The sequence below is a fragment of the Rubripirellula obstinata genome (genome assembly GCF_001642955.1).
Classification (GTDB): domain Bacteria; phylum Planctomycetota; class Planctomycetia; order Pirellulales; family Pirellulaceae; genus Rubripirellula; species Rubripirellula obstinata.
In genome coordinates, this window is record NZ_LWSK01000058.1 from 1 (window position 1) to 25,394 (window position 25,394).

General features: G+C 53.1%; 14 protein-coding genes. 5 read left to right on the forward strand and 9 right to left on the reverse strand.

The features are described from left to right. Window positions 1-68 precede the first annotated feature (68 nt). Window positions 69-482, reverse strand: coding sequence for a hypothetical protein (locus RC85_RS15065; protein WP_068264292.1), 414 nt, complete (start codon window positions 480-482; stop codon window positions 69-71). Between the two features lie 284 nt (window positions 483-766). Here RC85_RS15065 and RC85_RS15070 point away from each other — a divergent pair, with 284 nt between their 5' ends. Both RC85_RS15070 and RC85_RS27510 read left to right on the forward strand, forming a co-directional pair. Beyond that, a complete protein-coding gene (locus tag RC85_RS15070; protein WP_068264294.1) occupies window positions 767-1,240 on the forward strand; it encodes a PA2169 family four-helix-bundle protein in 474 nt (157 codons plus the stop codon). Window positions 1,241-1,896: 656 nt separating this feature from the next. Continuing rightward, complete coding sequence (locus RC85_RS27510; RefSeq protein ID WP_160148185.1) at window positions 1,897-2,187, forward strand: hypothetical protein; 291 nt, start codon at window positions 1,897-1,899, stop codon at window positions 2,185-2,187. Window positions 2,188-2,293: 106 nt separating this feature from the next. On the opposite strand, the gene RC85_RS15085 is transcribed toward RC85_RS27510, so the two are convergent. The 7 genes from RC85_RS15085 to RC85_RS15115 all read right to left on the reverse strand — a co-directional run bounded on the left by RC85_RS15085 (window position 2,294) and on the right by RC85_RS15115 (window position 13,144). After that, window positions 2,294-3,451 carry a XylR family transcriptional regulator gene (locus RC85_RS15085; RefSeq protein ID WP_200836786.1) on the reverse strand — a complete coding sequence of 386 codons (1,158 nt, stop codon included), beginning with the start codon at window positions 3,449-3,451 and terminating at the stop codon, window positions 2,294-2,296. A gap of 8 nt (window positions 3,452-3,459) precedes the next feature. Beyond that, the gene (locus tag RC85_RS15090; RefSeq protein ID WP_149752910.1) at window positions 3,460-4,734 is read right to left on the reverse strand and encodes an MFS transporter; all 1,275 of its coding nucleotides are present in this window, start codon (window positions 4,732-4,734) and stop codon (window positions 3,460-3,462) included. Window positions 4,735-4,825: 91 nt separating this feature from the next. Beyond that, the gene (locus tag RC85_RS15095) at window positions 4,826-6,835 is read right to left on the reverse strand and encodes an alpha-amylase family glycosyl hydrolase (RefSeq protein ID WP_160148184.1); all 2,010 of its coding nucleotides are present in this window, start codon (window positions 6,833-6,835) and stop codon (window positions 4,826-4,828) included. 31 nt (window positions 6,836-6,866) lie between these two features. Further along, the gene (locus RC85_RS15100) at window positions 6,867-9,506 is read right to left on the reverse strand and encodes an alpha-amylase family glycosyl hydrolase (protein ID WP_238383137.1); all 2,640 of its coding nucleotides are present in this window, start codon (window positions 9,504-9,506) and stop codon (window positions 6,867-6,869) included. A gap of 147 nt (window positions 9,507-9,653) precedes the next feature. Further along, window positions 9,654-11,366, reverse strand: coding sequence for a 4-alpha-glucanotransferase (malQ, locus tag RC85_RS15105; protein ID WP_068264308.1), 1,713 nt, complete (start codon window positions 11,364-11,366; stop codon window positions 9,654-9,656). Window positions 11,367-11,673: 307 nt separating this feature from the next. Then, the gene (locus tag RC85_RS15110; RefSeq protein WP_068264310.1) at window positions 11,674-11,853 is read right to left on the reverse strand and encodes a hypothetical protein; all 180 of its coding nucleotides are present in this window, start codon (window positions 11,851-11,853) and stop codon (window positions 11,674-11,676) included. Between the two features lie 25 nt (window positions 11,854-11,878). After that, on the reverse strand, window positions 11,879-13,144 hold the full coding sequence (locus tag RC85_RS15115; RefSeq protein WP_068264311.1) for a DUF1559 domain-containing protein: 1,266 nt from the start codon (window positions 13,142-13,144) through the stop codon (window positions 11,879-11,881). 982 nt (window positions 13,145-14,126) lie between these two features. On the opposite strand from RC85_RS15115, the gene RC85_RS15120 reads away from it, so the two are divergent. Together RC85_RS15120 and RC85_RS15125 are read left to right on the forward strand one after the other, a co-directional pair. Further along, on the forward strand, window positions 14,127-14,987 hold the full coding sequence (locus tag RC85_RS15120) for a PEP-CTERM sorting domain-containing protein (protein ID WP_068264312.1): 861 nt from the start codon (window positions 14,127-14,129) through the stop codon (window positions 14,985-14,987). A 288-nt stretch (window positions 14,988-15,275) separates the two neighbouring features. Further along, a complete protein-coding gene (locus tag RC85_RS15125) occupies window positions 15,276-20,405 on the forward strand; it encodes a GEVED domain-containing protein (protein WP_068264314.1) in 5,130 nt (1,709 codons plus the stop codon). Window positions 20,406-20,929: 524 nt separating this feature from the next. On the opposite strand, the gene RC85_RS15130 is transcribed toward RC85_RS15125, so the two are convergent. After that, window positions 20,930-21,976 carry an aldose epimerase family protein gene (locus tag RC85_RS15130; protein WP_068264316.1) on the reverse strand — a complete coding sequence of 349 codons (1,047 nt, stop codon included), beginning with the start codon at window positions 21,974-21,976 and terminating at the stop codon, window positions 20,930-20,932. Window positions 21,977-22,097: 121 nt separating this feature from the next. Between RC85_RS15130 and RC85_RS15135 the strand changes: the two genes are divergently transcribed. Further along, entirely contained in the window at window positions 22,098-25,334 is a 3,237-nt protein-coding gene (locus RC85_RS15135; protein WP_235033379.1) for a 3-keto-alpha-glucoside-1,2-lyase-like domain-containing protein, read from the forward strand. Window positions 25,335-25,394 lie beyond the last annotated feature (60 nt).

A 25,394-nucleotide genomic window follows, 5' to 3' on the forward strand; every position in this document is an offset into this window, starting at 1 on the left:
GGCGAAACGCGCGGGGCGATGCCCACGCGGTTAAACAAAACAATGGGTTTTTCGGGGACCAAAACTCTTCACGGCGTTGGGCGAGAACGCAGGAACGCGAGGGTTCCCAAAATCCCCAACGCCATCCCGGTGACGAACACGATTCCGTTGGCGGCAGCCGGATGCTCGTCCGCTTCGTATTGCATTCGATCAAAGGCGGCGTGTACAGGTTCAGCGACATCTTCGGCGATCCCCGCAACCTGGTCTGCGAGACTTTCATCAGGCGCAAACTCGTTGACCACCGCTCTAATTTCGTCGAGCGAGCTTTCAGTGAACTCGCGTAAGAAACCGACAATGGCGTCTCGATCGCACGGCAACGCTTTGATGTCTTGTTCGCTGATATGAGGCCAGCGTTCTTGAACAGCAATACAGACGCGGTGCCAATCGTCGCTGGCCCAAGACTTCGTTGGATCGCTGGGCGACGCTTGAGCTGTTTGAGACATTTTAGACCTCCTTGGAAGGTTTTGGATCAAAGCCAGATAGCCAACGACTCGAAAGAGAAGTCGGCATGACCTTGACGACTAGTTGCAATCGGTGTGCCGCCACGCCCAAGCGAGCGAATGCGCATGAGGTCCAACGTACTGTTTTCCTAACGCCTTCATTCGCACTTTCGGCTTGCCCAACGACAAGTATGGCTGGCAAAGTGGCACGACCTTTGCGTTACTTCAACGAGTGATCTCGCAGAGCGTCTGCGATTAACCCGAACACGATTAAGGAGACTGCAATCATGGCACTTGAAACAAAAACAAACCTGACTGACGAAACGGTCAACAAGATGCAGAAATTGATTCGAGCAAACATCGACTCGTACAACGGCTTTCACGAATCCGCAGAAGAGCTTGACGACGCGAAGCTTAAAACGCTGTTCAAACAGATTGGCGATGAACGATCGGCAATGGCAAGTGAGTTGCAAACGTTGATTGAGTTCAACGGCGAAGAGGCCGAAGACGACGGAAGTGTTGCTGCCAAGACCCACCGCATTTGGATCAACATTCGAGGCAAGCTCAACGGCGGCGACGCCTACGTGATTCTGATCGAAGCCGAGCGTGGTGAAGATCACATCAAGGAAGCCTACGAAGATATCATGAAGGAAACCGCCGGTAGCGCCGTCAACGATGTCTTGTTAGGTCAATACGCGAAAGTCAAAGCGGGTCACGACAAGATCCGCGATCTACGCGATGCCTACAAAGCGGCTAGCTAAGCCGAGTAGCTTGACACCAAGCATGCAGTAGCGGAAGTCGCGCGTGACTTTCGGCCAGTCTTCAACCATCCGAAGCTCGACGCGAATCCCGCTTCCGCTGCTGTCTTTTTTACTCCCTACCATCGGTAATTCCACTGTTGTTCCTCCACTCTGATCGCCAGCATCTAGGCCGTAGCGAGCTTCCAGCGAGTTACGGCAGTGCGCATCGGAGATTCAAGACTGCCATTCGGGGATTTACATCCCAAGCAGAGAGTTGCCGCCACCTCCAGGACGATTTGCGAACGTTCTGATCACAACGTTCTGATCACGAGGGACGTCAATGGTTTTAATGACGTAGCGTAACTCGCGAAGAGTTTCGGCTAGAACGGAGATTTGCCGAAAGCTTACGCCGCTTCCGCTACGACAAGAAGCGTCAGCAATTAAATTGCCGTCCCAAGCACCCGAATCATGCCGCCCATTGACTGTCTTTGCCACACGCATTCGGGTTTGTGAAAGTGCTTCAGCACAGCCTACGCACTCTCCAGCGATCCGTTGTCGGGGAATTGCCCAAAGACCAAAGCTTCGATATCCCTATTGAAAGCGGTGCGCGAACATTTCGGGCCCCATCAAAGATATCTGTCCAGCTTTATCAAAACTGGATCAAAGGCTTACCTCCGGTGATAGAAAAAGAACTTCCGATCAAAGTCACTTTCAGTGATGACGTCAAACGGCCCAAAAAGATTCAGCAACACATCAAACGCATCCACTTGTACGGTCCGGCAAAAGCGTTTCCAGAACAACTAAACCTGATCGCGGACGAAATCGCCGAAGGCGGAGTGCTAACCGTTGACGACCTTACTTTGCCGAAAGATTTCGAGGTCACCGATCGTCGTGATAGCGACCCGATCGTCACGGTCGAAAAGCCCAAGAAAGAAAAACGCGGCAGACGAGAAGAATACGACGACTAGAACATCTAAGGAACGTGCAACTTTTTATAGTCGCCTTTCGCTCCGCGAAAGCCGCGAATCCGCTAGTTTCGCGGAGCGAAAGGCGACACTAATTCTCCGGTCGTTCCTAACGCTGAGCCGATGCCGATTCGCGGTACTCACGCGGCGTCATCTTCAACTCTCGCTTGAAGAACGCGTGCATGTATTCGGGATGCGTGAACCCGCAATTGCCAGCGATTCGTTCAACCGACAAGTCGGTCATCTTCAATAACTCGCACGCTCGTCGCATTCGAACGTTGCGAATTTCTTGTTGCGGTGAACGGCGCAGGTATTTTCGCAACTGTCGTTCCAGCGTGCTGCGTGAAACCGGCACATTCCTAAGCACATCGCCCACCGAAATGCCTTCGCAGGCGTTTTCGCGGATGTAGCTAATCGCGGCGGCAATGTCGGGGTCATCAATCGCAACAATCTCGGTGGATTGGCGAGTGCAAATACCAATGGGCGCGATGCGGTCCACTTCTGGAACAGCGACCGTTCCTTCCATCATGGCTGCCAACATCTCGGCTGCCATAAACCCGATTCGTTCTGCGTTGGGGATCACGCTAGAAAGAGGCGGCGTGCAAAGCTGGCACAACAATTCATCGTTATCCACACCCAACACAGCCACCTCTTCAGGCGCATTCAAGCCTGCTTGGGCACAAGCCTGTAACACATGCTGACCGCGGATATCACAACACGCCATCACACCCACGGGCTTGGGCAACGATCCAAGCCACTCAATTAATCGAGACTGTTCTTCTTCCCATGAAACATCGGTCGCACCGTGCCATCGCGAAGAGTAAACCGAGCATTCACCATACTTCTGCGCGTGCCTCGCAAACGATTCACCACGTCGCAACGACCAAGCCTCATCCTCGAACCCGCAATAACCAAAACTCTGGAAACCTCGATCCGTAAAATGCTCAACGCCCATTCGTCCAATCGCGTCATCATCGCTTCGCAAACGCGGGTGACAACTGTCCTCGTTGCGATCGGTCAATTCAACTAACGGGACACCTGTCTTGGCAACTGACTCCACCAAGCTTGGGCTAATCACACGCGAAATAATCCCTTGGCCATCCCAGTTCAACAACCAATGCGGCAATTCGCTCGACAGGTCACGCTGTTCGTAAAAGACGAGCCAGTCATCGCACGACCGACAGTATCGTGTGATTCCAGCCAGCAATTCTCGACCATAAATACCCGAAGATTCGACGATCAGCGCGACGCGTTTCTTTTTTGCCATTGGAAACCTTACCCCTCAACCAATTCAGAATTCGGTTGATCGCGATAAGGAATTAACGCGGTGAACACGGCAGCCAACAACAAGCAAACGCCGCCAAACACAACCACATGCAAACGGTTGATCTGATCGAACTGGGACAATACCCGACTGAGAATGATGGCGACCAAAATTTGCGGGATCACAATAAAAAGATTGAAAATTCCCATGTAGACCCCGACACGATTCTTGGGCAGCGAACTCGAAAGCATGGCGTACGGCATCGACAAAATTGATGCCCAGGCGATGCCCACGCCGCTGAAACTGACCCAAGTCAAAATGGTTGGATCTCGCACGAACAGCGTCGATGATAGCCCCAAACCGCCGCATGCCAGCGAGACAACGTGAATCCATTTTGCTGACGCGAATCGCCCAATCCAAAGGAAAGCGATGGCGGTGAAAAATGCGACCAGGTTGTAAGTAGCAAAACAATCGTTGGCGATGTAAATCCCTGTCTTATACAAATCAGACTGCGGGTCGGTTGCGCCCAAGACATCTCGAGCCACCGCCACCGTGAAGAAAATCCACATGCAAAACAGGCCCATCCAAGTCAAAAACTGAACCCCTGCCAAATGTTTCATCCTGGCTGGCATGTTCAGAAACGCAGCGGAAATTTCTGATAAGCCGCTGCGTTTGTTCTTCATCGCCAAAATTTCTTCCTCGCTCGGCGGATGTTCCTTCGTTGTCACAACGGTCCAAAGCACGGCAATCAGAAACACGAAGGCACCGACGGTAAAAGCCACATGGACGGTTTGCGGTATCTGCTGAACCGAATTGGTAACCGAACTTACCCCGCCCGTTTCCAACCACCCCGGCAACTTCGACGCGATGACCGCTCCTGCGCCGATGAACACCGACTGCATGGCAAAGCCGACCGTGCGTTGTTTGTCGGGAAGCAAGTCCGTGACGAAGGCGCGAAACGGTTCCATGCTGATGTTCACCGACGCATCAAGAACCCACAACAAACCAGCCGCCATCCACAACGCGCCACTTTGCGGCATCAAGATCAACGCAATGCTCGCACCGATCGCTCCCGCCAAAAAATAGGGCCGCCGACGACCAAGCCAACACCAAGTATTGTCACTCATGTGGCCAATGATCGGCTGCACGACCAACCCCGTTATCGGCGCAGCCAACCAAAGCAGTGGAAGCTCGCTCTCATCGGCACCTAGATATTCGTAGATTGCCGACATGTTCCCCATCTGCAACCCCCAGCCAAATTGGATTCCGAAGAAGCCAAATGACATGTTGCAAATTTGCCAAAAAGACAGGGGTTGTTTTTCATTGTTCACTTAGGACATCCGCCAATACATAGATAATAATCCAATCAGCGTTACGTCACTGAAGAACATAGACAATCGCTGAAGAAGCTGGCACGTTGATCGTAATCGATGGCATCGAGGTCTCTGAATCTTGTCGAACCAGAACCCTGTTCCCAGCACCCTGATCGCCACCGCCACCGCCACCGCCGACCACTTGAAACGGTAAAAAAGAGTCCCCGGGTAACGCGAGTGAAAATTGACCGTCGTTTCCGGTCGCCAACGAAACAGAATTGACCATTGCCGACTTGTTGGGATTGGCGTTGATGGCAACCAAAACCGTTTTGGAACGATCAACTTCGTTGGCATCATTGACCAAGAATCTGGTAAAGACATAAAGCCCGTCATCGCCTTTGTCGTTATCAGCATCGGTCCATAACGTTGCCATCGATCCCGAGGTCAACGCCGGATGATTCTGACGCATTTCGACCAATCGCCGAATCAGCTCAAACGCCTTTGCCTGTTTGGCTGATTGCAAGGTTTCCTGATCCGCCTGCTTTGCAAACGTGATCCGCCCGGTCTCACTGTCGCGTCCCAATTGCCCGTCGGTGTCACGCAGTGATGCCTCAGCGCCGTAATAAACGCAAGGAATCCCCTCGCTGGTCATCAAGATGGTAAGCGCCAGACGATGCTTCACCTCATCGACTTCTTTCACCAGAAACCGGTTCAGCCCATCATGGTTTTCATAGAAGTTGATCATCTTTTGCCGCGGACGCAGCCCGTCGAATCCAACCTCTTCGTTGTAGCAAGCCTGATCGCCAGTTCGGTACAAATAGTCAGTCGTGTTCTGCAGCCCCCATGGGTTGCCAAAGTCTGCGCCCGGTTTGCGAAGGTAATCTCGCAAGTTGAAACAGAACTGAAAGTTCAGTAGCGAATCCAAGCAAGGTTCAGTGGTCTTCTGTCCCGACTCTGGGTCCTTGGAAAACGTGTACCGCCCCAGCACGCGTGGATTGCCGTCATAGACTTCGCCGGAGATTAGCAGCTTGTCGGCGTCGTCTCCTAACTTGGCTCGAAGCCGGTGGGTGAATGCCGTCCAGAATTCGTGATGAACATGTTTGACCGTGTCCAACCGAAGCCCATCAATTCCAATGGTGTTGATATAGAAGTAATAGATCTCAACAAATTCATCGACCAGAGCATCAAAGTGCGGGGCCTCGGGGTGCGTGTACAAGTCACGCAGCGAGAAGAAATCGCAGAGAACTTCTTCGCCATCTGATTTACCCAAACTGTCGTCATTGAATCCAAAACGGCCATAGACGTTAAAGTCTCGCAGCACGCCAGTTGTGTTTACTTGTTTGCCGAGCACCGTCTGAACGCCAGCGGGCTGAGGCGGAAGCAAATTCCATTGTGGTTGATTGACCCAGGCAGTGTTGGTGTATCGATCCATCGCAAAAGGCGCAATCCATTCCTGCTTATCAGCCGAATCAAGTTGGCCGTTCTCGTTGGCATCGTAATAAAACAATGGACCGGTGTGATTGCAAACAACATCCTGAATGACTTTGATACCGTGTTGATGTGCCAAGTTCACCAAGTCACGGTAGTGCATCATCCGCCCGTCACGATTGTCGGGATAAGGCGTCCCGTCGAGCGACTTTGAACTGACCAAGTGCGGGTCTATGTCAAGAAAATCTTGGGTCCAGTAACCGTGATAACCAGTCTTGGGACCGCCCGAATCGAACGCCGATCGCCATGCGTTGCGAACCGGCGGACTGAGCCAAATCGCACTGATGCCCAGATCAGTGAAATAGCCACTTTGAATCGCCTTTTCGATGCCTCGAAAATCTCCGCCGTGATACATGCTGATCTCTGATTGCTCAAGATCATAAAGCGCCGGATCGCAATCCTTCGGCGTGTTGTTGCTGGGATCGCCATCATGGAATCGATCGGTCAAAGCGAAATAAATAACGTCTTCATTCCACGGACGCTCGACCGATTGAGAATCCTGCGTTCCCAAATCCGCAGCCAGCGGTTGAGATGGTTTAATCAGTGTCAAAAACAGGAGACCAATTGCGAATGAAGGCTTAAGCATGCGAATCATGTGAGGTTTACAGGGCAAGGAATCAATCTTTGACAAAGATCTTTAGGCTGGTTTTTGGAACCGTCACGTCATGTAATCGAGCACCGCGAAGAATGGCATCACGGCCGCGGGCAACTCCGTTAACATCGACGACCGAATCGTTAGCAACCATTCGCCATTTGCCTGCTGGTAATGCCACGTTTTGAAACGTTGCATCATCGTTGGCGGTATTCACCAACACCATCATCGACGCGTCGATGATGTATCCAAGATGATGGGCATTGGCTGGCAGAATCCATTGGATGTAATCGTCGCCTGGCTTGGTACCAACACGCAGGCATCGGCCATGATCACTTTGGCGCAGCTCGATCAACCCTCGCCAATAATTAATCATGTTGGTGTATTGGTGCGATGCTGGATCCTTCTCTGGATCGATGCCCGCGTTTTGCCACAGAAACAGGTTCGCATTGCGAAGGTTGTAAGAATCCTTCTTGCCGTGATAAACCAGCATCCCATCGGGAAGCAGCTTCGTGACTTCCTGGTTGGGGAACAATCCTTTGCTTCGCATCATTTCAGTCCCGCCGTGGACAACAATCGGACCAAGCGACGTCATCAACAACCCAGCAGCAACTTTGTAAGGGCCTTCATCGACGCCTTTTCGCCCGTCCCAGTCCGTGGTCGCAAACTGATCCGCCAGCGTCCAATTATCATGGATGTCCAGGTAATTGATCCCACGATTCGGAACCACTTCATCGTCGAATCCGTTGCTAATCGCCAATTGAACATTGTGTCGTTGGGAAGCATCACCACCGGCGAAGCCGCGGTCGGTCGCTTTGATAGTTGGATCGCTTGTCGGGCCTTTGAACGCGTTCCGGGCACCGTCCTGAAAGTAGGTAATCGGCGCGTCGCTCTTGTACCAACTCCAATCGGGATTGGCGGCCACGTCGGGATCACTTGGTGCGATCCATGGTTCGCCATAGATAATCACGTCTGGGTCCAATGCTTCGCGAAGTTTAATCAGCGACGCCTTGTCAATTTGCCCCGCCAAGTCGATCCGAAAACCGTCAATGCCGAATTCTGCGATCAAGTCTTTGCACTGATCAATCAACCAACGTTGAACCATCGGACGGTCTTCCGTTTTGATTTCGTTTCCAAACGGACCGATGTGGTTGAGATCTTCATCGGTGCGATGGTAGTACGGCAGATCGATGGCATTGAAGTTGAACAGGTAATGGCGACCATCCATATTTTCGCCAGTGTGGTTGGGCACCAAGTCGATGATGACAGCCATATCGTGATCGTGAAACGCTTGCACCATGTCGCGGAACTGGTCACGCTGGGCACCGTGTGGCGTGCCCTTGGTGCGATAACGCGTCTCGATCGCGAACGCATGCGTTGTCCGGTATCCCCATTGATAGTTCGACTTGTGGACACCGGCTTTGATCATGTACGGGTCATCGGCAAAAGCTTCCTGCCAAACGTCATCGGGATAGTGCAGGTATTCTTGAACCGGCATCAGGTGAATGACGTTGACGCCAAGTCTTTTAAGGTGATCAAATCCAACCGGTGCACCCGAGTCATTTACCAGCCCAGTTTTCGTCATCGCGGCGAACGTGCCTTTGATGTCCTCATCGACGGGCAGATCAAGCGTGAAGTCTTCGACGTGAACCTCGTAAGCCACGACATCTTCCATCGCTGGACGTCCGTTTTTCAGTGGCGTCGCTGGCTTGGTCGCTCGCCACACTCGGCACTTGCCAAAACTGTCCACGCTGACGCGGGCATACGGGTCGCTGATCCGAACGGGATGTGTCTCGTAAAAATAGTTGCCTGGATCGGATGGCCCGTGGACTGAAAAGTCGTAATAGATTCCATGCAGATCCGAGTCGACACTGGACTCCCAGATTCCATCTTCATCACGAACCATCGCCAATTGCTTCGATTCCTTTTCGTCTTCGGCTTGTTCGTAAAGATACAATCGAACGTCGGTTGCCCGCGGTGCGAAAAGACGGAAAGTTGTCTGGCTGCCGTCCTCAGCGACCTCCGCCCCTAGCGGTTTGGATGATTGCAGGTGCCGCATCCAACCGTCCCGACGACACAGCGTTCTTAGATTCATCGCTGGGTATTCGAGGTAGTAAACTCGATTCCGGTCGATGGCCTCGGCAGGCGTTAAGACGCCTATCGTGGATCCCTGTGCTTTGAATGACTGCAGAGGAACATCACGCCCAACCGCATTGGTCAAACGAAAATCAGCAGGGTCGAAATCGGATACTTCAGGCAGGGCATCCAGCGATACCGAAATCGTTCCATTGCCCAGCATTTCCGCCCGCAGCCGGGCTGGTTTTTCGCCCATACGATAAATTAAATTTCCGCTCTGCTTGTTTACGGCCAACGCATGAGGATCGATCCATTGCCCATCGTCGATTCGAAACTTAAAAGGCGATGATGGGCGAATGGCTTTTGTGGATGATCGAGGAACGGCAAGCGTCCAAATGGTCGGTACTTGCCCACTTCGAGTCAGCGTCCAATCAGGATCCTGCATGTCTTGATCCCAACCACGGAATTCTCCGGTGACAACGACGTGGTTTGGATTGAGGTTGTAGAGCGAGGAATCAAAGACGAAAAAAGTGGTCTCGTTTAAATCAATGTATCCAGATGCTCTTTCGATCTCGGTTAGTTGTAGCATTTTTGCGGGGGGCAACTGGTCCGGTTGAAAATGGTTCGATTGAGAAACCGCCTGTTCTTGGGCCCAGATTGCCGGGGCTTGCGATGCAACAAAGAAGTGCAGAACCGTCAGGCAGCAAACAAGTCGGGTGAAATGATGAAACATAAATCAGACGATGGGCTGAAGCGGCGTTGGATGGTGAGGTTGTGGGCTTCCGTTCGCTTCGGGACTTCCATCGATTCGTAAACTCGTTTCTTGGTCAGTCGCGTTTTCGCACGCATTGATTTGCCCAGGCCCCTGTGCCGTTCCCAGTGCCGTTCCCTGTGCCGTTTCCTGTGCGGCAGCGAGGTTACATTCGGTGCGTTGATACAGGACGACCAAGTTACCCAGTTTCGTCGCCGTCGAATCAGAAAGCTGGTCGCTTTGCAGACGCCAGCCCCAATTTCCATTAATCGTTGCTGGCGTATTCAAACGACTCTCGCTACCAAGATTCAAAACATCTTGCATCGGCAAGACGACGGTGTTCGCAACCGACGCCATCGCGGCCTTAATAAAATCCCAAGCAACCTGGCCCGAACCCCGGTTCAGATATCGATCGACGTATCGACGAACATCTTCGCCCTGTGCGTCATACCAACCCTTCACCGTGTCATTGTCATGGGTGCCGGTGTAAACAACACAATTTGGGATGTAGCGATGCGGCAAAAAGTGATCGCTGCGGGATTCACTGGGGTCGAACCCAAACTGCAGGATCCGCATCCCGGGGAACCCATGACGATCTCGCATCGCTTCGACTTCGGGTGTGATCACGCCAAGGTCTTCGGCGATGATCGGGAAAGCACCGTTGGCTTGGCGAATGGTCGAAAACACTTCATCGCCAGGCGCATTCACCCAGCGTCCATTGACGGCGGTATCCTCCGCCGCCGGGATGGACCAACATGCTTGGAAACCTCGAAAGTGATCGATGCGAACCACGTCGACGATGTTCAACAGGCCACGAAAACGCCGCGCCCACCAAGCAAATTGGTCCTTCCGCATTTCGTCCCAGTCGTAAAGCGGATTGCCCCAACGCTGACCCGTTTCACTGAAATAATCAGGCGGAACTCCCGCGACCTCAACCGGTTGTAGCTGATCGTCCAGCAAGAATAGATTCGGTGAAGACCAAACGTCCGCACTGTCCATCGCAACAAAGATCGGAACGTCGCCAACGATTTGAATGCCGCGTTGGTTGGCGTATTTCTTTAGTTCTAGCCATTGCTCGAAAAAGAAAAACTGCAGCACCTTTTCAGTTTCGATTTCCTTGCAGTGCGAATCCGACCATTGCCGGATCGATTCTGGATTGCGTTGGGCAAGTCCCTTGTCCCAGAACAAATTCCACGCCGAACTATCGCAACCCTGTTCCAAACCCAGCCGATCAAAATGCTGCTTGATCGAAACAAACATGGCATAGTCTTCAAGCCAGTCTTGATGTTCCAGACAGAAACGCTGGTAACTTAAACGCCGATCCTCTTTGGCTGAACCTAAAAACTGGTCGGCGCAATGCCTTAGAATCGGCATCTTCCAGCGAGTTACCGATTCGTAATCAACCGATTGATCGCAGAAACGGTGCGAGTTTCCGATTGCTTCTAGACATCCAACTTCTTCAGCAACCCGCACAAGATCGATCAAAAGCGGATTGCCCGCAAACGCCGATGTTGCTGAATAGGGTGAGTTCCCAAACCCGGTTGGATTCAGCGGAAGCACTTGCCACAGTCGCTGTTTAGCCGTGACTAAGTAGTCAATAAAACGGTACGCCCCCGCCCCCAAATCACCAATGCCGTGCGGCGAAGGGAGTGACGTGGGGTGCAACAAGATACCACTGGAACGAGCAGATAAGACCATGCGAATGCAGTACGCGTTTCATAACTCATGCTGACAACAAAAACATCTCTCGGTGAACGCCACCGTGATCTGCCCGTAGCTGATCCCGCCAGGGTTCAGTCAAGCTTAGATCGATTTTCGACTGAACCCAGCCGGGACCAGCGACGACATCAAGACAGTCGCTAAGGCCCTATCCCGAAACAACTTCCTGACTCCCAACCCGAACGCGTAAGCGAGGGATCATTGTTTGCCGGGTAAATCCCTCGCTTACGCGTTCGGGTTGGGATTTGTTGGAATCTGATCTCTGGGATTTATTTCAGGACAATTCCTAAGGCCGATTCGTCGGCCGACTCGTTTGACTTTGCTGAGCCTGAATCTCCTCGGCCGACGCTTGGTAAGGAGCGTACTCATTAGGATCAGCAACCATCGAAGGCTCTGAATCACCACCACACCCAACCAGCGAAACGGCAACAAAGAGCGTCCCAAATGCCAAAAGTAAATGTTTCATTTCAAAGGACTCCTATGAGAAAAGACTAGAATGATTCTTCGATGATTTCTTTGCTCGCCCGTGTGCCCAATGCACCCCACAATCCATAGGGACTAATGGAACCGGCGACCGCGTTCGGAGCAGTGTTGCTGAGCATCACTGGCCGCGCCCTTGAATTGCCGGCTTCGATCGAATCGGTGATAAACTTCACCGCGCCGTCTGCCATTAGGACATGCACACCGCCTTGGTGACGAGAACTTGGTGGCAGCGTGCCATCGCTACGCATGGGCTGCCAGTCGCCATCGTTGCCAATGCAAGCGGGCGAGTTGGGTGGCAAAATTGTTTGCATACCACTAAACAGCGTGTAACCGCTGGACCATTGGTAGCCACGACCATAGCGCTGAGTCCAACCCATGCTGGCCTGCGCCGCCGTTACCGTACCAGGTGCCCAAAACAGAGGTCGCAATGGGTCTACAAGATTTTCATCGATGCATGCACTCGGATTCGTGTAGGCACCGGCACCCTTTCCTGGATTGGTTCTCGCATCACGATCACCTAAGTCTGTCGCGATTTCACCACAAGCGATCGTGTTTGAAAGCCCATCCAGGATGTCACGAAAACCAGTTTGGTATCGGGTGACAAACGCACCGCGACAGGATGCTCTACCTTCCTGGGCGGCTGCACTCGCATCAGCACCATTGGGAAAGACGAGATCGTCCCAGTGGCGGTATCCACGATTGAGCCGCTCGATGGCGTCTCCCATGCAGGCCCCATAATTAGTTCGGCCTTGTGCCGGTACACCGGACCCCGGATCGCTGGGGCAGCGGAGCGTTGGTACTTCGGTAATCCAGGGCTGATAAAACCAACCGCGAGTTTCATTTGAACCGTCATCGTTGTCAGGCGATGGCCCAAAAGCAGCCCAGGGGCCAACGGGACGAACGTTGCCATCAGCCATCGTCAGCATTGGATTGCTAATCTGTTCCCAAAGAGCTTGCTGTTCAACAAAAGGCATCAGCCCGACGAGGAAACTGTTCATCATGTGACAGTTCTCCGCCGAAGGATCATGCTCGTCTTGACCGGCAATCGCGGGCCCCGACATTTGCTGAGGCATCTTCTTGTAAGCCGAGTGGTAGTTGTGAATGCCCAAGCCAATCTGCTTAAAGTTGTTGCTGCAACTCATTCGCCGAGCAGCTTCGCGTGCTGCTTGAACCGCGGGCAAAAGCAAACCAACCAACACGCCGATGATCGCAATGACCACCAGCAATTCCACCAGCGTAAAACCGCCGCGTGATAAACTTCTTCCCTTAAACATGACTACAACCTTTAATTAGAGTGGCTGAGTAAAACGGAGACCATTAATGCGGACGAGGTTGACCTTCCAGAGCAAGTCTCGACCATTGAATGTCATCATATACCCGTGTTTTCAAAGCGAACACTGCATTTCCACGTCAGCATCCTACGATCCTTTGTCAATTATTAGGGCGTCGATTCTGGTAAGTGGTTCCGCCCGGTAGGCTGGGATTCTGCGGAACACCGCCAACCTCTAGCACGGTTTATTGAGCTCAAACTGAACGCGTAAGCGAGGGATTCGGCGTAGACGATGCAGCGTTTCACGCAGCCCTGGAAGGCAAACGCTGTGAAGCATTTGTTCCCAGCAAAAATTGCGTTCCACCGTTAAACGCATGTACTGCGAAATGCACGTATGTACTGCGAAATGCAATTGCCGGAACTGCGTCGAAGACTCCTTGTTCCGGCCTACGTTGCTCAACCGCTAAACCGCGCGGGCATCGCACCGCACGACTGGGGGCCGCAAGACGCGCGGGGCGATATCGTTTAGCAACCCTTGAAAGTAGGCCGTAGCGAGCTTCCAGCGAGTTACGGCGGTGCGCTAATTGCCGTAACTCGCTGGAAGCTCGCTACGGCCTACATCCTGGCAATCAGGCCCCAAGCCGAGCCAGAAACTTGCATGACCAGGGCACAGGCACGCAAATCGGATGCCTACTTTAAATCCAAACCGACCAGCATGCCGGCCCCCTGCATGACACAGAATCGTAGTGGAAAGACGCAAAAACTTAGTGGCTTGGGGGAACTGTAGGTATTAGTCTAATAAGTCACCTCGGGCTAGCTTGTCTTTGCAAGACTGTGATCACTTCTCCCATAAACCGGCTCAACGCACATCATGAATGTAGCTGAGTCCATCAAAATGGGTTGCAGTCGTTTCCTTTCTTTCAGCATCGAAGCCAATTCCGAAGGGCTAATTCATTGCTGTTTCACCATCGAATGAAGGGTTTAGAATGAAGAAAATCATGTTTGCATTGCTGGCCGCTGCGGTCGGCCTTAATGCTCAATTAGCAACCGCGGCCGTTGTCGCCGATGGCTCTCTTGGCGGTGCCGAAGGCTATGGATCTGTCCTCTTTACACAGGATACGCCCACCGGATTCGGTGACAATACCGATGCAACGGTTGGTCGTGCAAGTGGCTCCGAAATTAATGGCGTTTACGGTGTTGTTTCAGGTGGCAACCTCAACGTGCTGGTGACAGGCAATGTCGAAACGAACTTCAACCGCCTGGTGCTCTACATTGATTCGGTTGCAGGTGGCCAAACAACACTTGATGATACCAATGGATTAGGAAGTCCTTTCAACGATTACAACGGGACCGTCTTGGATGCCGGTTTCGGCGCTGATTATGGGTTGATCCTCAATGGCGGCAATGATCCTGCCGAATACTTTTTGGATTTCGCGACCATTGGCTCCAGCACATCATTCCTCGGCGGATCTCTTCCAGGAAGCACGACACTTGCTGGTTCCAACGGCATTAACGTCGGTATCGATCAATCGAATATCCTGGGCGTCACTGACACCTTGGTTTCCGGGGCTGGCGCGGTGACGACCGGACTAGAGTTTTCAATCCCACTCGGTGTGATTGGAAGCCCAACCGGAGACATCCGATTGGCAGGCTTTATCGCGGGCGGCGGCTTTGTCTCCAACCAAGTCATCGGAGGAGTTGGAGGTGCTGGAAACGTTGAGTTCGCTCCCAACTTCTCAACGATTGCTGGAAACCAGTTTGTCACGATCGCCATTCCTGAACCAACCAGCTTTGCTTTGTTGGCCATCGGTGGCGGGTTCGTTGCTGCACGCCGGCGACGTAAATAGTGCATCAAGGCAGATGACTCAACAATCTCGAAACCCGGTACTTTGGTACCGGGTTTTTTGATGGGCAATCCCACCAAGTGTCATCAATACAATCGAAGTCCCTCTGGGAGAGGCGTGCTCATTACCGCCCAATTCTGAAAAGTTCATGACAAGCAATCTTAGGAAGATAACGCGGTAACTTAGTGTTGAATGCCAAGATAACGGAATAGAATGGAACATAATCGCTCAAAGCTTGGGACTTATCTCGCCCTTGGTATTCATCCGACATAACTGCGTCAGTATTCACTCATGAGACAACAACTCAATCGATCGCGTCGGCAAAGCAAACGATCGAAGTTGCGTCTGTCGCTGGAACAACTCGAAAGCCGGCGTTTGTTGGCCAGCGTTTCATCACCTGCGATCTTGCAGTGGTTTGAATCGTCTTTCGATACGATTGAACAACGAACGCCGGACATCTTTGATGCGGGTTATGGAACGGTTTGGTTGCCGCCGCCCAACCGCGCCGACAGCGGTAATTTATCAGTTGGCTACGACGTCTATGACCGATTCGATCTTGGCAGCCCCGATGACCCAACTCTTTATGGAACCGAGACGGAACTCAAGACGATCGCCAATGCCTTTGATAATGCCGGCGTCGCACTTCACGTTGACGTCGTGCTCAATCATGCGGGCTTTACCGATTTAGGGTCGAACGGTTTCTTCGAATCCGGTGGTTATCCCGGACTTGCCATCACGCTGCCAAATTCAATCGACGGTGATTTCCATTCTGGATTTTTAAGCGGTGATCTGGAAGGACGCTTAGCAGGCTTGGTCGACATTGATCACCAAACCAACCACCAGTTCATTCGAAGTCCCGTCGCCCCGGACGATCCCAACAATTTGCGACCGGGCACGGCACCGTTCAACGGACGCGTCGCCAATCTACCCGACGAAGCCAACCGGCGATTTTATCCTGATCGAGACGCCGACCCAATTTTCTTATTCGATCCGGCCACTGGCGAATCTGGAATCGCTGTCTACCCCTTCAACACCGATTCGCCTGAAACGGGTGATCCAGTTCTTGAAAATGCACTCGGCTATCAAATGCGGTGGCTGCAGTGGCTCGTGCAAGACGTTGGCGTTGATGGTTTCCGTCTTGATGCGACCAAACACCTTGATCCGTTCGTGTTGAACTTTTTCGATCGCGCGGTCTATCGATCGAACCCTCGGTTGTTACTCGACGGATCGGTTGATCATGCGTTCTCCTATGGCGAAGCTTTTACTGGCGACCGAAACGCATTGATGTCCTACGTCCGCAAGGACATCAACCCCAACGACTTTGGTCGCGTTGGAGGCAACCGTGATACGCTTGACTTCAGCGCGTTTTTTGCCATGCACAGCAATCTCGCTAGCGCGGGGACCAGCAATGCGTGGACCAACATCCGCGATTCGCTATTGGATCTTCACGACGATGGGATCCACAACGGTTCAGCCGGCGTGTTGTTCGTAGGTAGCCACGACGAAAACGGCCCCAATGAACTCAACAATGTCGCTCATGCTTTCGCGTTGATGTATCCCGGCAATACGGTGGTGTATTTCAATGGCAAAGAGTTTGGCGACAACCGTGACTTTCCCAAAGACGGACGAGGCGACGCGTTGGGTGGCGTTTATGGCGACAGCCTGAAACGTTTGGTTCAGATTCGCAACACGCATGGTCGCGGCAATTTCCTAGAACGCTACATCAGCAGCGATGGTATTTACGTCTACGAACGCGAAAGTTCAGCGGTGGTTGGATTGTCCAATCGTGGCGATAGCGGTTTTGACCAACGCACCGTTTCGGTTGCCTTTGCACCGGGAACCCATCTGGTTGAATTGACCGGAAACGCTGCAAACACTTTCATCGATCCTTTCAACGACATTCCTGACGTGGTGACAGTGAAGTCCGATGGGACCATTGACATTCGCGTTCCCCGCAATCGAAACGCCAACGGCGATTTTCATGGCAGCGGCTACGTGATCTACGGGTTGCCGACTCCTCAAGCACCCGCAGGTCTGGAAGTTCTGGGATCAACTTCGGTGTTGGCCGGTTCGGTACCCGCGGCCCAATCCTTCGCCAACGGCGTGACCAGGCTAAGCGACTTGACCGTGATCACGTCCGACTCGTTTGACGTTCGCTTGCAAACTAATGAAGTCCGCTTGCTGGGACTCGAAAGCCTGCGAGACACGTATGCCGATGGCGACCAGGCAGTGCTTCGCGTCAATGGCGGCACCGATGTTAACGGCAACGGCCAAGTCGATTTCGTCACCCCGGGCGACGCAAGCTACGGGTTTGAGACCTTCGGCAATAAAGCGAGTTCGCTGGTTGGCAGCGGTGGAATTTCCGGTCCTAGGGGCGATGGCGAGTTCCTGCAAACGATTGACGCGACCCAGCTTTCCGAAGGCATCAACTACATCGAGGCCCGCGCGTTTCGCCATCGCACCGACGGTGGCCCCGCTGTGTTTAGCGATTTCCGAGAATCGATTTACGTTGATCGCTTCGCCCCGGAATCTCGCGTGCTTAGCTTTGAACCATGGGAAGTCGGCGTCAACGAAAACCGAAATCTGATCGTTGAATCGGTGGACAAAACCGCTGACGCGGTGCATGTCTTTCTTGATTTGCCCGCATCGATGACGGACGCCGAGGTGATGTCGCTTGTGTCTGAACAAAACCAAGCACGCCAGATCGATCGCGACCAATTCATCTACGGGTTTGGCGGTCTGTCCCACGGCAATCACGCGGTCACGATCGTCACCTACGAACAATCCGGCAACGTCAATGTGCAACGTTCCGCCGGCCTATTCACGTCAACGATCATTGGCGCTGGCTTAGGCGATACAGACTTTGATGGTGACATCGACATGACCGATCATGATCGAATGCTGGAATTGGTCGATGGCAACAACGACGAATTCAACGCAGCGGCCGACTTTGATGCCAACGGAGTGATCGATGCGGAAGACTATCGAATTTTCCTGGACGAGTTTATCGATCAGGTTCGCGGGCCGATCGACTTCGGGGATGCTCCGGCCTCTTCGCTAGCGCCCTACTTCAGCGACCGCTTCACCGCTGGTGAAACCGCGATCGTCTTGTCCGCACCGGGTGGCGATGTCGGTTTACAGGCGTCCCAGACAATTTTGTCATCGGGAATCGCACGAGACGACACGTCCAGCGACACGCTGTACTTCCGATTCACGGCCAATCCAACATCGATTGGATCGAGCGGTATTTCGGACGCCTTTTCCGCTTTCCAATTGTTTCAAAACGGTGAAGAAGGCTTGGGAATCGGAAACCGTTTTGGATCGGCGGCCTGGAGCTATTTTGGTGCCAGTGATTTGGTCACGCAATCGGAAACAGGCGACCTAAATTCACCGACACCTGATTCGGGAACCTCTTCTGAAACGATTCAGGAAAACGAAGCAAAAACGTTCCTGATGCGGGTTGAATATCAAAGCGACGCAGAAGATGTCATCACTGTTTGGATGCAGCCCGGTGATGTATTCGATGCTGATCAATTGCCCGATTTAACGACAACATTCTTTGCGGACGCATCCTTTGATGAAGTGATTGTTCGCGCCGGAAGCGACCAGGATGCTGCGACCTGGGCGTTTTCAGATATCGCGATTTCAAAACAGACTAGACCTGGACCAGCTCATTTGATCAGCAATGAATTGAAGATGGGTTTCCAAGTCGATGCGGATGGCGGTCAGCAAACGTCCAACGACGCATTGGGTGACGATTCTGATGGGAACGACGACGAAGACGGTATTCTGTTTAGCAGTACACCGATTCCGGGCGGCACTTGGCCGTTGGAAATCGGTGCATCCGCAACGGGTTTGGTGGACGGGTGGATCGACTTCAACGCAAACGGAATTCTGGAACATCCCGCCGAACACATCGGCGATGGCGTTTCGATACCGGTTGGGATTGGCCTAACAACAGTCAACGTTTCGGTGCCAAGTGATGCGTTGGTGGGCCAGCGACTGATGCGTTTGCGAATCAGCACCGACGGTGGTCTCACGCCAAATGCCTACGCTGCCGATGGCGAAGTCGAAGATCACTTGGTACAGATCAGTGATCCCAATCTTTCACTTGATCTCGCTGCGATTGGCGCAACGACAGTCACCGTTGAGCGAAACGGCGACCGGATCGAGGTCGTTGATAACACTGGCAACGTTTTAATCTCGCAAACGATAGCGGCTACCGATTCGCTAACGATCACGGGGGCCAATGCGATCCCGGAATCGGTCACGATCGACTACGCGGCCGGCGGTTTCTTTGACTTGGATAACGGAGTGGTCTTCAACGCTGGTGAAGGCAACGGTGATGCGTTGTCAGTGATTGGAATCCCGTCCGGTGCGTCTGCGATATCGGCTCAGTATGTTTCCAACAACACCATGCTCGGTAACGCAACCATCGTCGCGAATTCCGGTACGCAATCCACCAGCGTTCACTTTTCGGGCGTTGAACCGCTTAGCATTCTGGGGATGGCCAACATCTCGTTTACGGGCACACTGCAGGTCGGCACCGACACGCTAAGCCTGGGCAGCGCCAATCCAATCGAATTGCCCGCGTCGGTAGTTTTCAGCGGAGGGACGATCGAATCGAGCGGCCCGGTATCTTTATTGGGCACTTTGTCGGGCGGAACAGCGTTGACGATCCAAGTCGCTGGGAATTTCCAGCCACAGCCTGGTGATTCCTTTGATCTGATCACCGCCGATGGCGGCGTCAGCGGTAGTTTCGATTCGGCAATACTTCCACCCATTCAAGCCGCAAGTGGTGACGATTTGGCGTGGTCCATTCGCTACGGTTCAGACGCGATTCGAGCAGAGATCGTACCCGCCGCACAGGTTGAATCAGTCGTCATTAATGAAGGGCAGTCACAACGGTCTGCGTTAACTTCGGTCGAAGTCACCTTTACCGAAGTGGTCGATATCGACTTATCAGGCAGTCCTGCATTTGAATTCGTCAACTTGGACAACGGCTTGGTTGCAGCAACCTCGTCACCTCTGATCACCCTCGTTGACGACAAAACCGTTGCTACGTTTCGCTTCTTACCCGGTCAAACGGTCAACGCTGGACAATCGATGACGGATGGCCGATATCAGCTTCGGATCGATCCGGCGAAAGTCACGATCGGCGGCATTGAACTCGACGGCAACGGTGACGGACAGGCCGGTGATGAGTATCGATTTGGCGATCACCCAAACGATGATTTCTTCCGCAAGTATGGTGACCAAGACGGCGACGACTTTGTCGGGCTCGCCGACTTTGCGTTGTTCCGATCGACGTTTGGATCTCGTGACGGTCAGGAACCGTTTCTTCCCGGCTTGGACTCGAACGCTGATGGCGAAATCGGCCTAACCGACTTTGCTGCGTTCCGATCCAACTTTGGGCGTTGAACGCCACGCCGTTAAAAGTTTTGGTCCCGGAAAACACGTGCTAGTTCGTTTAGCCGCGTGGGCATCGCCCCGCGCGTTCGGGCCAGCACAACGCGCGGGGCGATGCCCAACGCCGTGAAGAGTTTTGGTCCCGGAAAACGCGTGTTAGTTCGTTTAACCGCGTGGGCATCGCCCCGCGCGTTTCGCCCGGCATGAACGCGCGGGGCGATGCCCACGCGGTTAAACGGTTTAGAAACCCTTCACGGCGCGGGGCGATGCCCACGCGGTTAAACAACTTAGGAACTCTTCACGGCGTTGCGTTGAACGCCACGATAAGTTGCTGATTCCTCGGCGCTTCACAAACGTAGGCGTTCACCGAGAACTGTTTTCAAAAAACTACTTGGGAACTGTCCCGAAATAACTTCCCGGTTTGCCCGTAGCTGGGCCCGCCAGGGTTACGTACCTGCTCAGTCCATCATTCGCTGTACCCGACTGAACCCTGGCGGGCCCAGCTACGAAAGATTTCGACATATACGGAACTTGTTTCAGGACAGTTCCTTAATACTGAATCGGTGGACTGTCTTTTCATTCAGCACGTCGCCGGGACGCAGCAGGGTGCTGGGGAAGGAAGCTTGGTTGGGCGTGTCGGGGTAGTGCTGGGTTTCTAAACAGAATGCTTGATGCGGTTTGATGCCGGCTGATTCTTCACCGCCGGGCAGGTGGCCGCCGACGTATAGCTGAACGCCGGGCTGGGTCGTTTGCACCTCCATGAATCGACCAGACTTGGGATCATGAACCGCTGCGCAATTGCGTAGCGTTCCCGATTCACCACGCACGACCAAGCAATGATCGTATCCCAGCGTTTCGGGCAATTGATCGTTGCGATCGCCGATCGCGGTCGCTTCGCGAAAGTCGAACGGAGTTCCCTTGACGCTGTTTAATTTTCCAGTCGCAATCGATTCGTGATCGACGTCGACGTACTGATCTGATTCCAATTTTAACTGGTGATCCAAAATCGATCCCGAACCCATGCCGGCAAGATTCCAGTAACTGTGATTGGTTAGATTAACGTGAGTCGGTTTGTCGGTGGTTGCGGTGAATTGGAATGACAACTCGTTGAGTTCATTCCAGTGATAGTCGGTTGTCACGCAAACGTTGCCCGGAAAGCCTTCGTGGCCGTCAGGACTCATCAGCGAAAAGCGAACGCCGACACCTGTTTCATCCTGGTAGCTTTCACTGTCCCAATTCTGAAAAGCAAAATTGTTTTTGCCGCCATGCAATTGGTGCGACTTGTGATTGACCGTTAGCGGATATTCAATTCCATCAATGGTGAACTTGGCACCGCCGATACGATTGGCATATCGCCCGACGCTGCTGCCGAAATAAGGATGTTTCACCAGGTAGGTATCCAGCGATTCGAAGACGCAGTTGACGTTTTCGATTCTGCCATCGCGATCCGGAACTCGAACATCCAGCAATGATGCCCCCCAAGACATCAGATCAACGCTGTGTCCGTGTGAGTTGGTCAACGTAAAACGCTGAACTGGATGCCCATCGGCCGTAGACCCAAATACTCTGCTTGTTGTTTTCATTTCAGAGATTCTAGCAGGAATCTTTCCTCTGTGACAAAGCTCACCCAAGCGTTTTCAATCAACTATGATGCAGACGAACGCCATTTTGAAAACACCTCCAAAAAATAGGCCCATCGCTACCGTGAATCGAATTTCTTGCTTTGCCGTTTTGACGGCGTTTTGTTTGACCGCGGTCGCCGATCAACCTGAATATCGAACGTTGTTTGATGGAAAAACACTGGAAGGTTGGAAGGGTAACCCAACCCTTTGGTCGGTTGATGATGGTGTGATTGTGGGGAAAACGACCGCCGACGCCCCGATCAAGGCCAACACCTTTTTGGTTTGGCAAGGCGGCGAGGTGGGGGATTTCGATTTCCGTTGCTCCGTTCGGTTTGACGCTGTGAATTCAGGTGTTCAGTACCGAAGCCGATACATCAACGAAGCGAATTTGGCGTTGGCCGGTTACCAAGCAGACCTGCATCCCAAACGCGAATTCTTGGGAATGATGTACAGCGAAAAAACCGGGCAGGGGATCATTGCCACCGGCGGACAGCGTGTTGAAATTCCAGCCAAAGGAAAGAAGCAGGTTGTCGGAACTTTTCCCGCGATTCCACCAACAGCCACCGATCAGTGGCATCAACTGCGAATCATTGCGGTCGGCAATCGAATGATCCACCAGATCAATGGTGTGACGACGGTGGATGTAACCGACAATCGAGCCGATGCACTGCGTCGCGGATTGCTGGGGCTTCAGCTTCATCGTGGTAAACCAATGAAGGCCGAATTTAAAGACCTGAAACTTCGTCAGTTCAGCCCAGCAGAAGCTGCAGCGGCACTTGGCGAATTAGTCGGTGAAGAATCAACATCAGTGACCGACGAAACAAGCGATACAAATTCAACGAGCTCTTCGTTCAAGATTTCTGCACCCGATGGTTTTGTCGTCGAACGTGTCTACACGACCAATGCAGACCAAGGAAGTTGGGTATCGCTGACGACCGATTCGCAAGGCCGTTTGTATGCCTGCGATCAAGGAAGCGCTGGGTTGTATCGGATCACTTTGCAATCTGATTCAGCAGATGCCGCACCGCTGGTTGAAAAGGTTTCGGTTGGACCGCTGAGCAGTGTTTCAGCAGCCCAAGGTTTGACCTGGGCATTCGATAGTTTGTGGTGTCACATCAATGGCGGAAACCTTTTGCGGCTGACAGATTCCGATGGCGATGATGTTCTTGACACCATGCAAAAAATCCCCGGCACAACAGGCCGTGGCGAACATGGCAACCACGCGGTTATGCCGACCCAGGACGGCAAGGATTTGTACTTAGTCGGCGGCAACGCAGCACCACTGGCCAAGCATGTCGCCAGCACGGTTCCCACTTGGTACGAAGGACTCTTGTTGCCCCGGATGTGGGACAGTCGTGGGCATGCACGTGATCGCAGGGCCCCCGGTGGTTGGATCACACGTATCGATCCGCAAACGCACGAACAAACCGTTCAATCGATCGGCTATCGAAACCAATACGACATTGCCCTGAATCGAAACGGAGACCTGTTTACCTACGATGCCGACATGGAATGGGACTTGGGTTTGCCGTGGTATCGGCCCACTCGTATTTGCCAAGCGGTTAGCGGGTCGGATTACGGTTGGCGAAGTGGGTCAGGAAAATGGCCGACGTATTACGAAGACTCATTACCACCAGTCGTCGAGATTGGCCCCGGATCACCAACGGGACTCGTCTCCGGCGCAGGGGCTAGTTTTCCGACCAAGTATCAAGACGCATTGTTTGCACTCGATTGGACGTTTGGAACGATGTACGCCATTCACATGGTCCCCGACGGTGCAGGTTACCGCGGCGAAGCGGAACCGTTTGTTTACAGTTCGCCTCTACCGCTGACCGATGCAGTCGTGGGCCACGATGGAAATCTGTACTTCGCCGTGGGCGGACGCGGGATGGCTTCGGGACTCTTTCGTGTTCGATACGTGGGAAACGATTCCTGTGAAGCTCCGTCTGCAACGGGCAATGCCGTGTCCGATGCAGTCCAGCAACGGCGGATGCTAGAGAAATTCCACGCAGTCGAAAATTCTGATGCGGTCAACATCGCCTGGCCTTTCCTGTCCAGCGAAGATCGTTTCCTTCGTCACGCGGCTCGCGTTGCCATCGAGAGTCAACCTGTCGAAAGTTGGTCGGATCGAGTGTCGGCCGAACCTGACCCGCAAGCTCGGATCACAGCGTCGGTGGCACTGGCACGAATGGGCGAAGCGGATCATCTGGCTTCCGTCTTGGAAGGCCTGCTGTCGCTGAACGCCGCAGAACTCGATGACGCAAAATTGTTGGGGCTCCTTCGCGGCTACGCTCTCGCCTTCGACCTGCTCGGCGCACCCAACGATCAACAGCGATCGGCGGTCATTGACCAACTGCGACCACTGATGCCAAGCGCCAACATCGACGTCACCACCGAATTGATTCGAGTCTTAGCTTACGTTCGCGACGAAACGTTGCCCGCTAAGGTGATGCAACTGATCCAGCAACGCAGCCCGCCGACGTTGCCGGCTTGGTCGGAATTAGCGCAGCGAAATGCTCGCTATGGCAAGGCGATTAAGGGCATGCTAGAGGCGCACCCGCCGACCCGTGAAGTCTTGTACGCATTTATGATTCGCAACTTGCGAAATGGCTGGACACTGGATCTGCGGCGGTCTTACTTTGAATTCATCAATGAAGCTGCGAAGGCCAACGGCGGTGCAAGCTACGGTGGATACCTGACTCGCATCCGAGACGAATCGCTTGCGACATGCAACGACACCGTGCGAAAGGCATTGGAAGATATCACGGGCGAAAGTTTTGATCCTGTTCCCGATTTCCCAATCACTGATCCTGTTGGACCGGGCCAGCAATGGACCGTCGAACAAGCGATGGCGTCGAGCCGAGGCGAGGCAGATTTCACACGCGGACGGTCGCTGTACTTCAGCGGTAAATGCGCCGCGTGCCATCGACTGGCAGGATTGGGCGGAGCCATCGGTCCCGACCTTACCAGCGTGCCCAACAAGTTCGATGAAACCTATTTGGTCGAAGCCATCGTTCATCCCAGCAAACACATCTCGGACCAATACGGGTCGTCACGTGTCCTGACCGATGACGGGCAAGTGCTCGTTGGCCTTGTCATCGAAAAAGACAATGGCGATTTGACCGTTTATCCAATCGACGAGAACGCCAAAGCAATCGAAGTCGAGGCGGATTCGGTTGAACTGATCGAAGCGTCCAAGGTCTCGCAAATGCCCGAAGGCTTGCTGGACCGAATGAGTGCGGAAGAAGTTCGAGACCTGATTGCCTACATCATGTCAGGCGGTGATCCTAAGCACAAAAGATACGTCGGAAAGAAATAGTGGTCTCGACTTTCGACGCTTCCTAGCTTCTAGGACAATGAAGCGAGCCTCGACCACGGT

Coding starts and splice junctions, on each gene's coding strand:
- RC85_RS15065 (WP_068264292.1), bottom strand. CDS start 482: ATGTCTCAAACAGCTCAAGCGTCGCCCAGCGATCCAACGAAGTCTTGG.
- RC85_RS15070 (WP_068264294.1), top strand. CDS start 767: ATGGCACTTGAAACAAAAACAAACCTGACTGACGAAACGGTCAACAAG.
- RC85_RS15085 (WP_200836786.1), bottom strand. CDS start 3,451: ATGGCAAAAAAGAAACGCGTCGCGCTGATCGTCGAATCTTCGGGTATT.
- RC85_RS15090 (WP_149752910.1), bottom strand. CDS start 4,734: ATGTCATTTGGCTTCTTCGGAATCCAATTTGGCTGGGGGTTGCAGATG.
- RC85_RS15095 (WP_160148184.1), bottom strand. CDS start 6,835: ATGCTTAAGCCTTCATTCGCAATTGGTCTCCTGTTTTTGACACTGATT.
- RC85_RS15100 (WP_238383137.1), bottom strand. CDS start 9,506: ATGCTACAACTAACCGAGATCGAAAGAGCATCTGGATACATTGATTTA.
- malQ (WP_068264308.1), bottom strand. CDS start 11,366: ATGGTCTTATCTGCTCGTTCCAGTGGTATCTTGTTGCACCCCACGTCA.
- RC85_RS15110 (WP_068264310.1), bottom strand. CDS start 11,853: ATGAAACATTTACTTTTGGCATTTGGGACGCTCTTTGTTGCCGTTTCG.
- RC85_RS15115 (WP_068264311.1), bottom strand. CDS start 13,144: ATGTTTAAGGGAAGAAGTTTATCACGCGGCGGTTTTACGCTGGTGGAA.
- RC85_RS15120 (WP_068264312.1), top strand. CDS start 14,127: ATGAAGAAAATCATGTTTGCATTGCTGGCCGCTGCGGTCGGCCTTAAT.
- RC85_RS15125 (WP_068264314.1), top strand. CDS start 15,276: ATGAGACAACAACTCAATCGATCGCGTCGGCAAAGCAAACGATCGAAG.
- RC85_RS15130 (WP_068264316.1), bottom strand. CDS start 21,976: ATGAAAACAACAAGCAGAGTATTTGGGTCTACGGCCGATGGGCATCCA.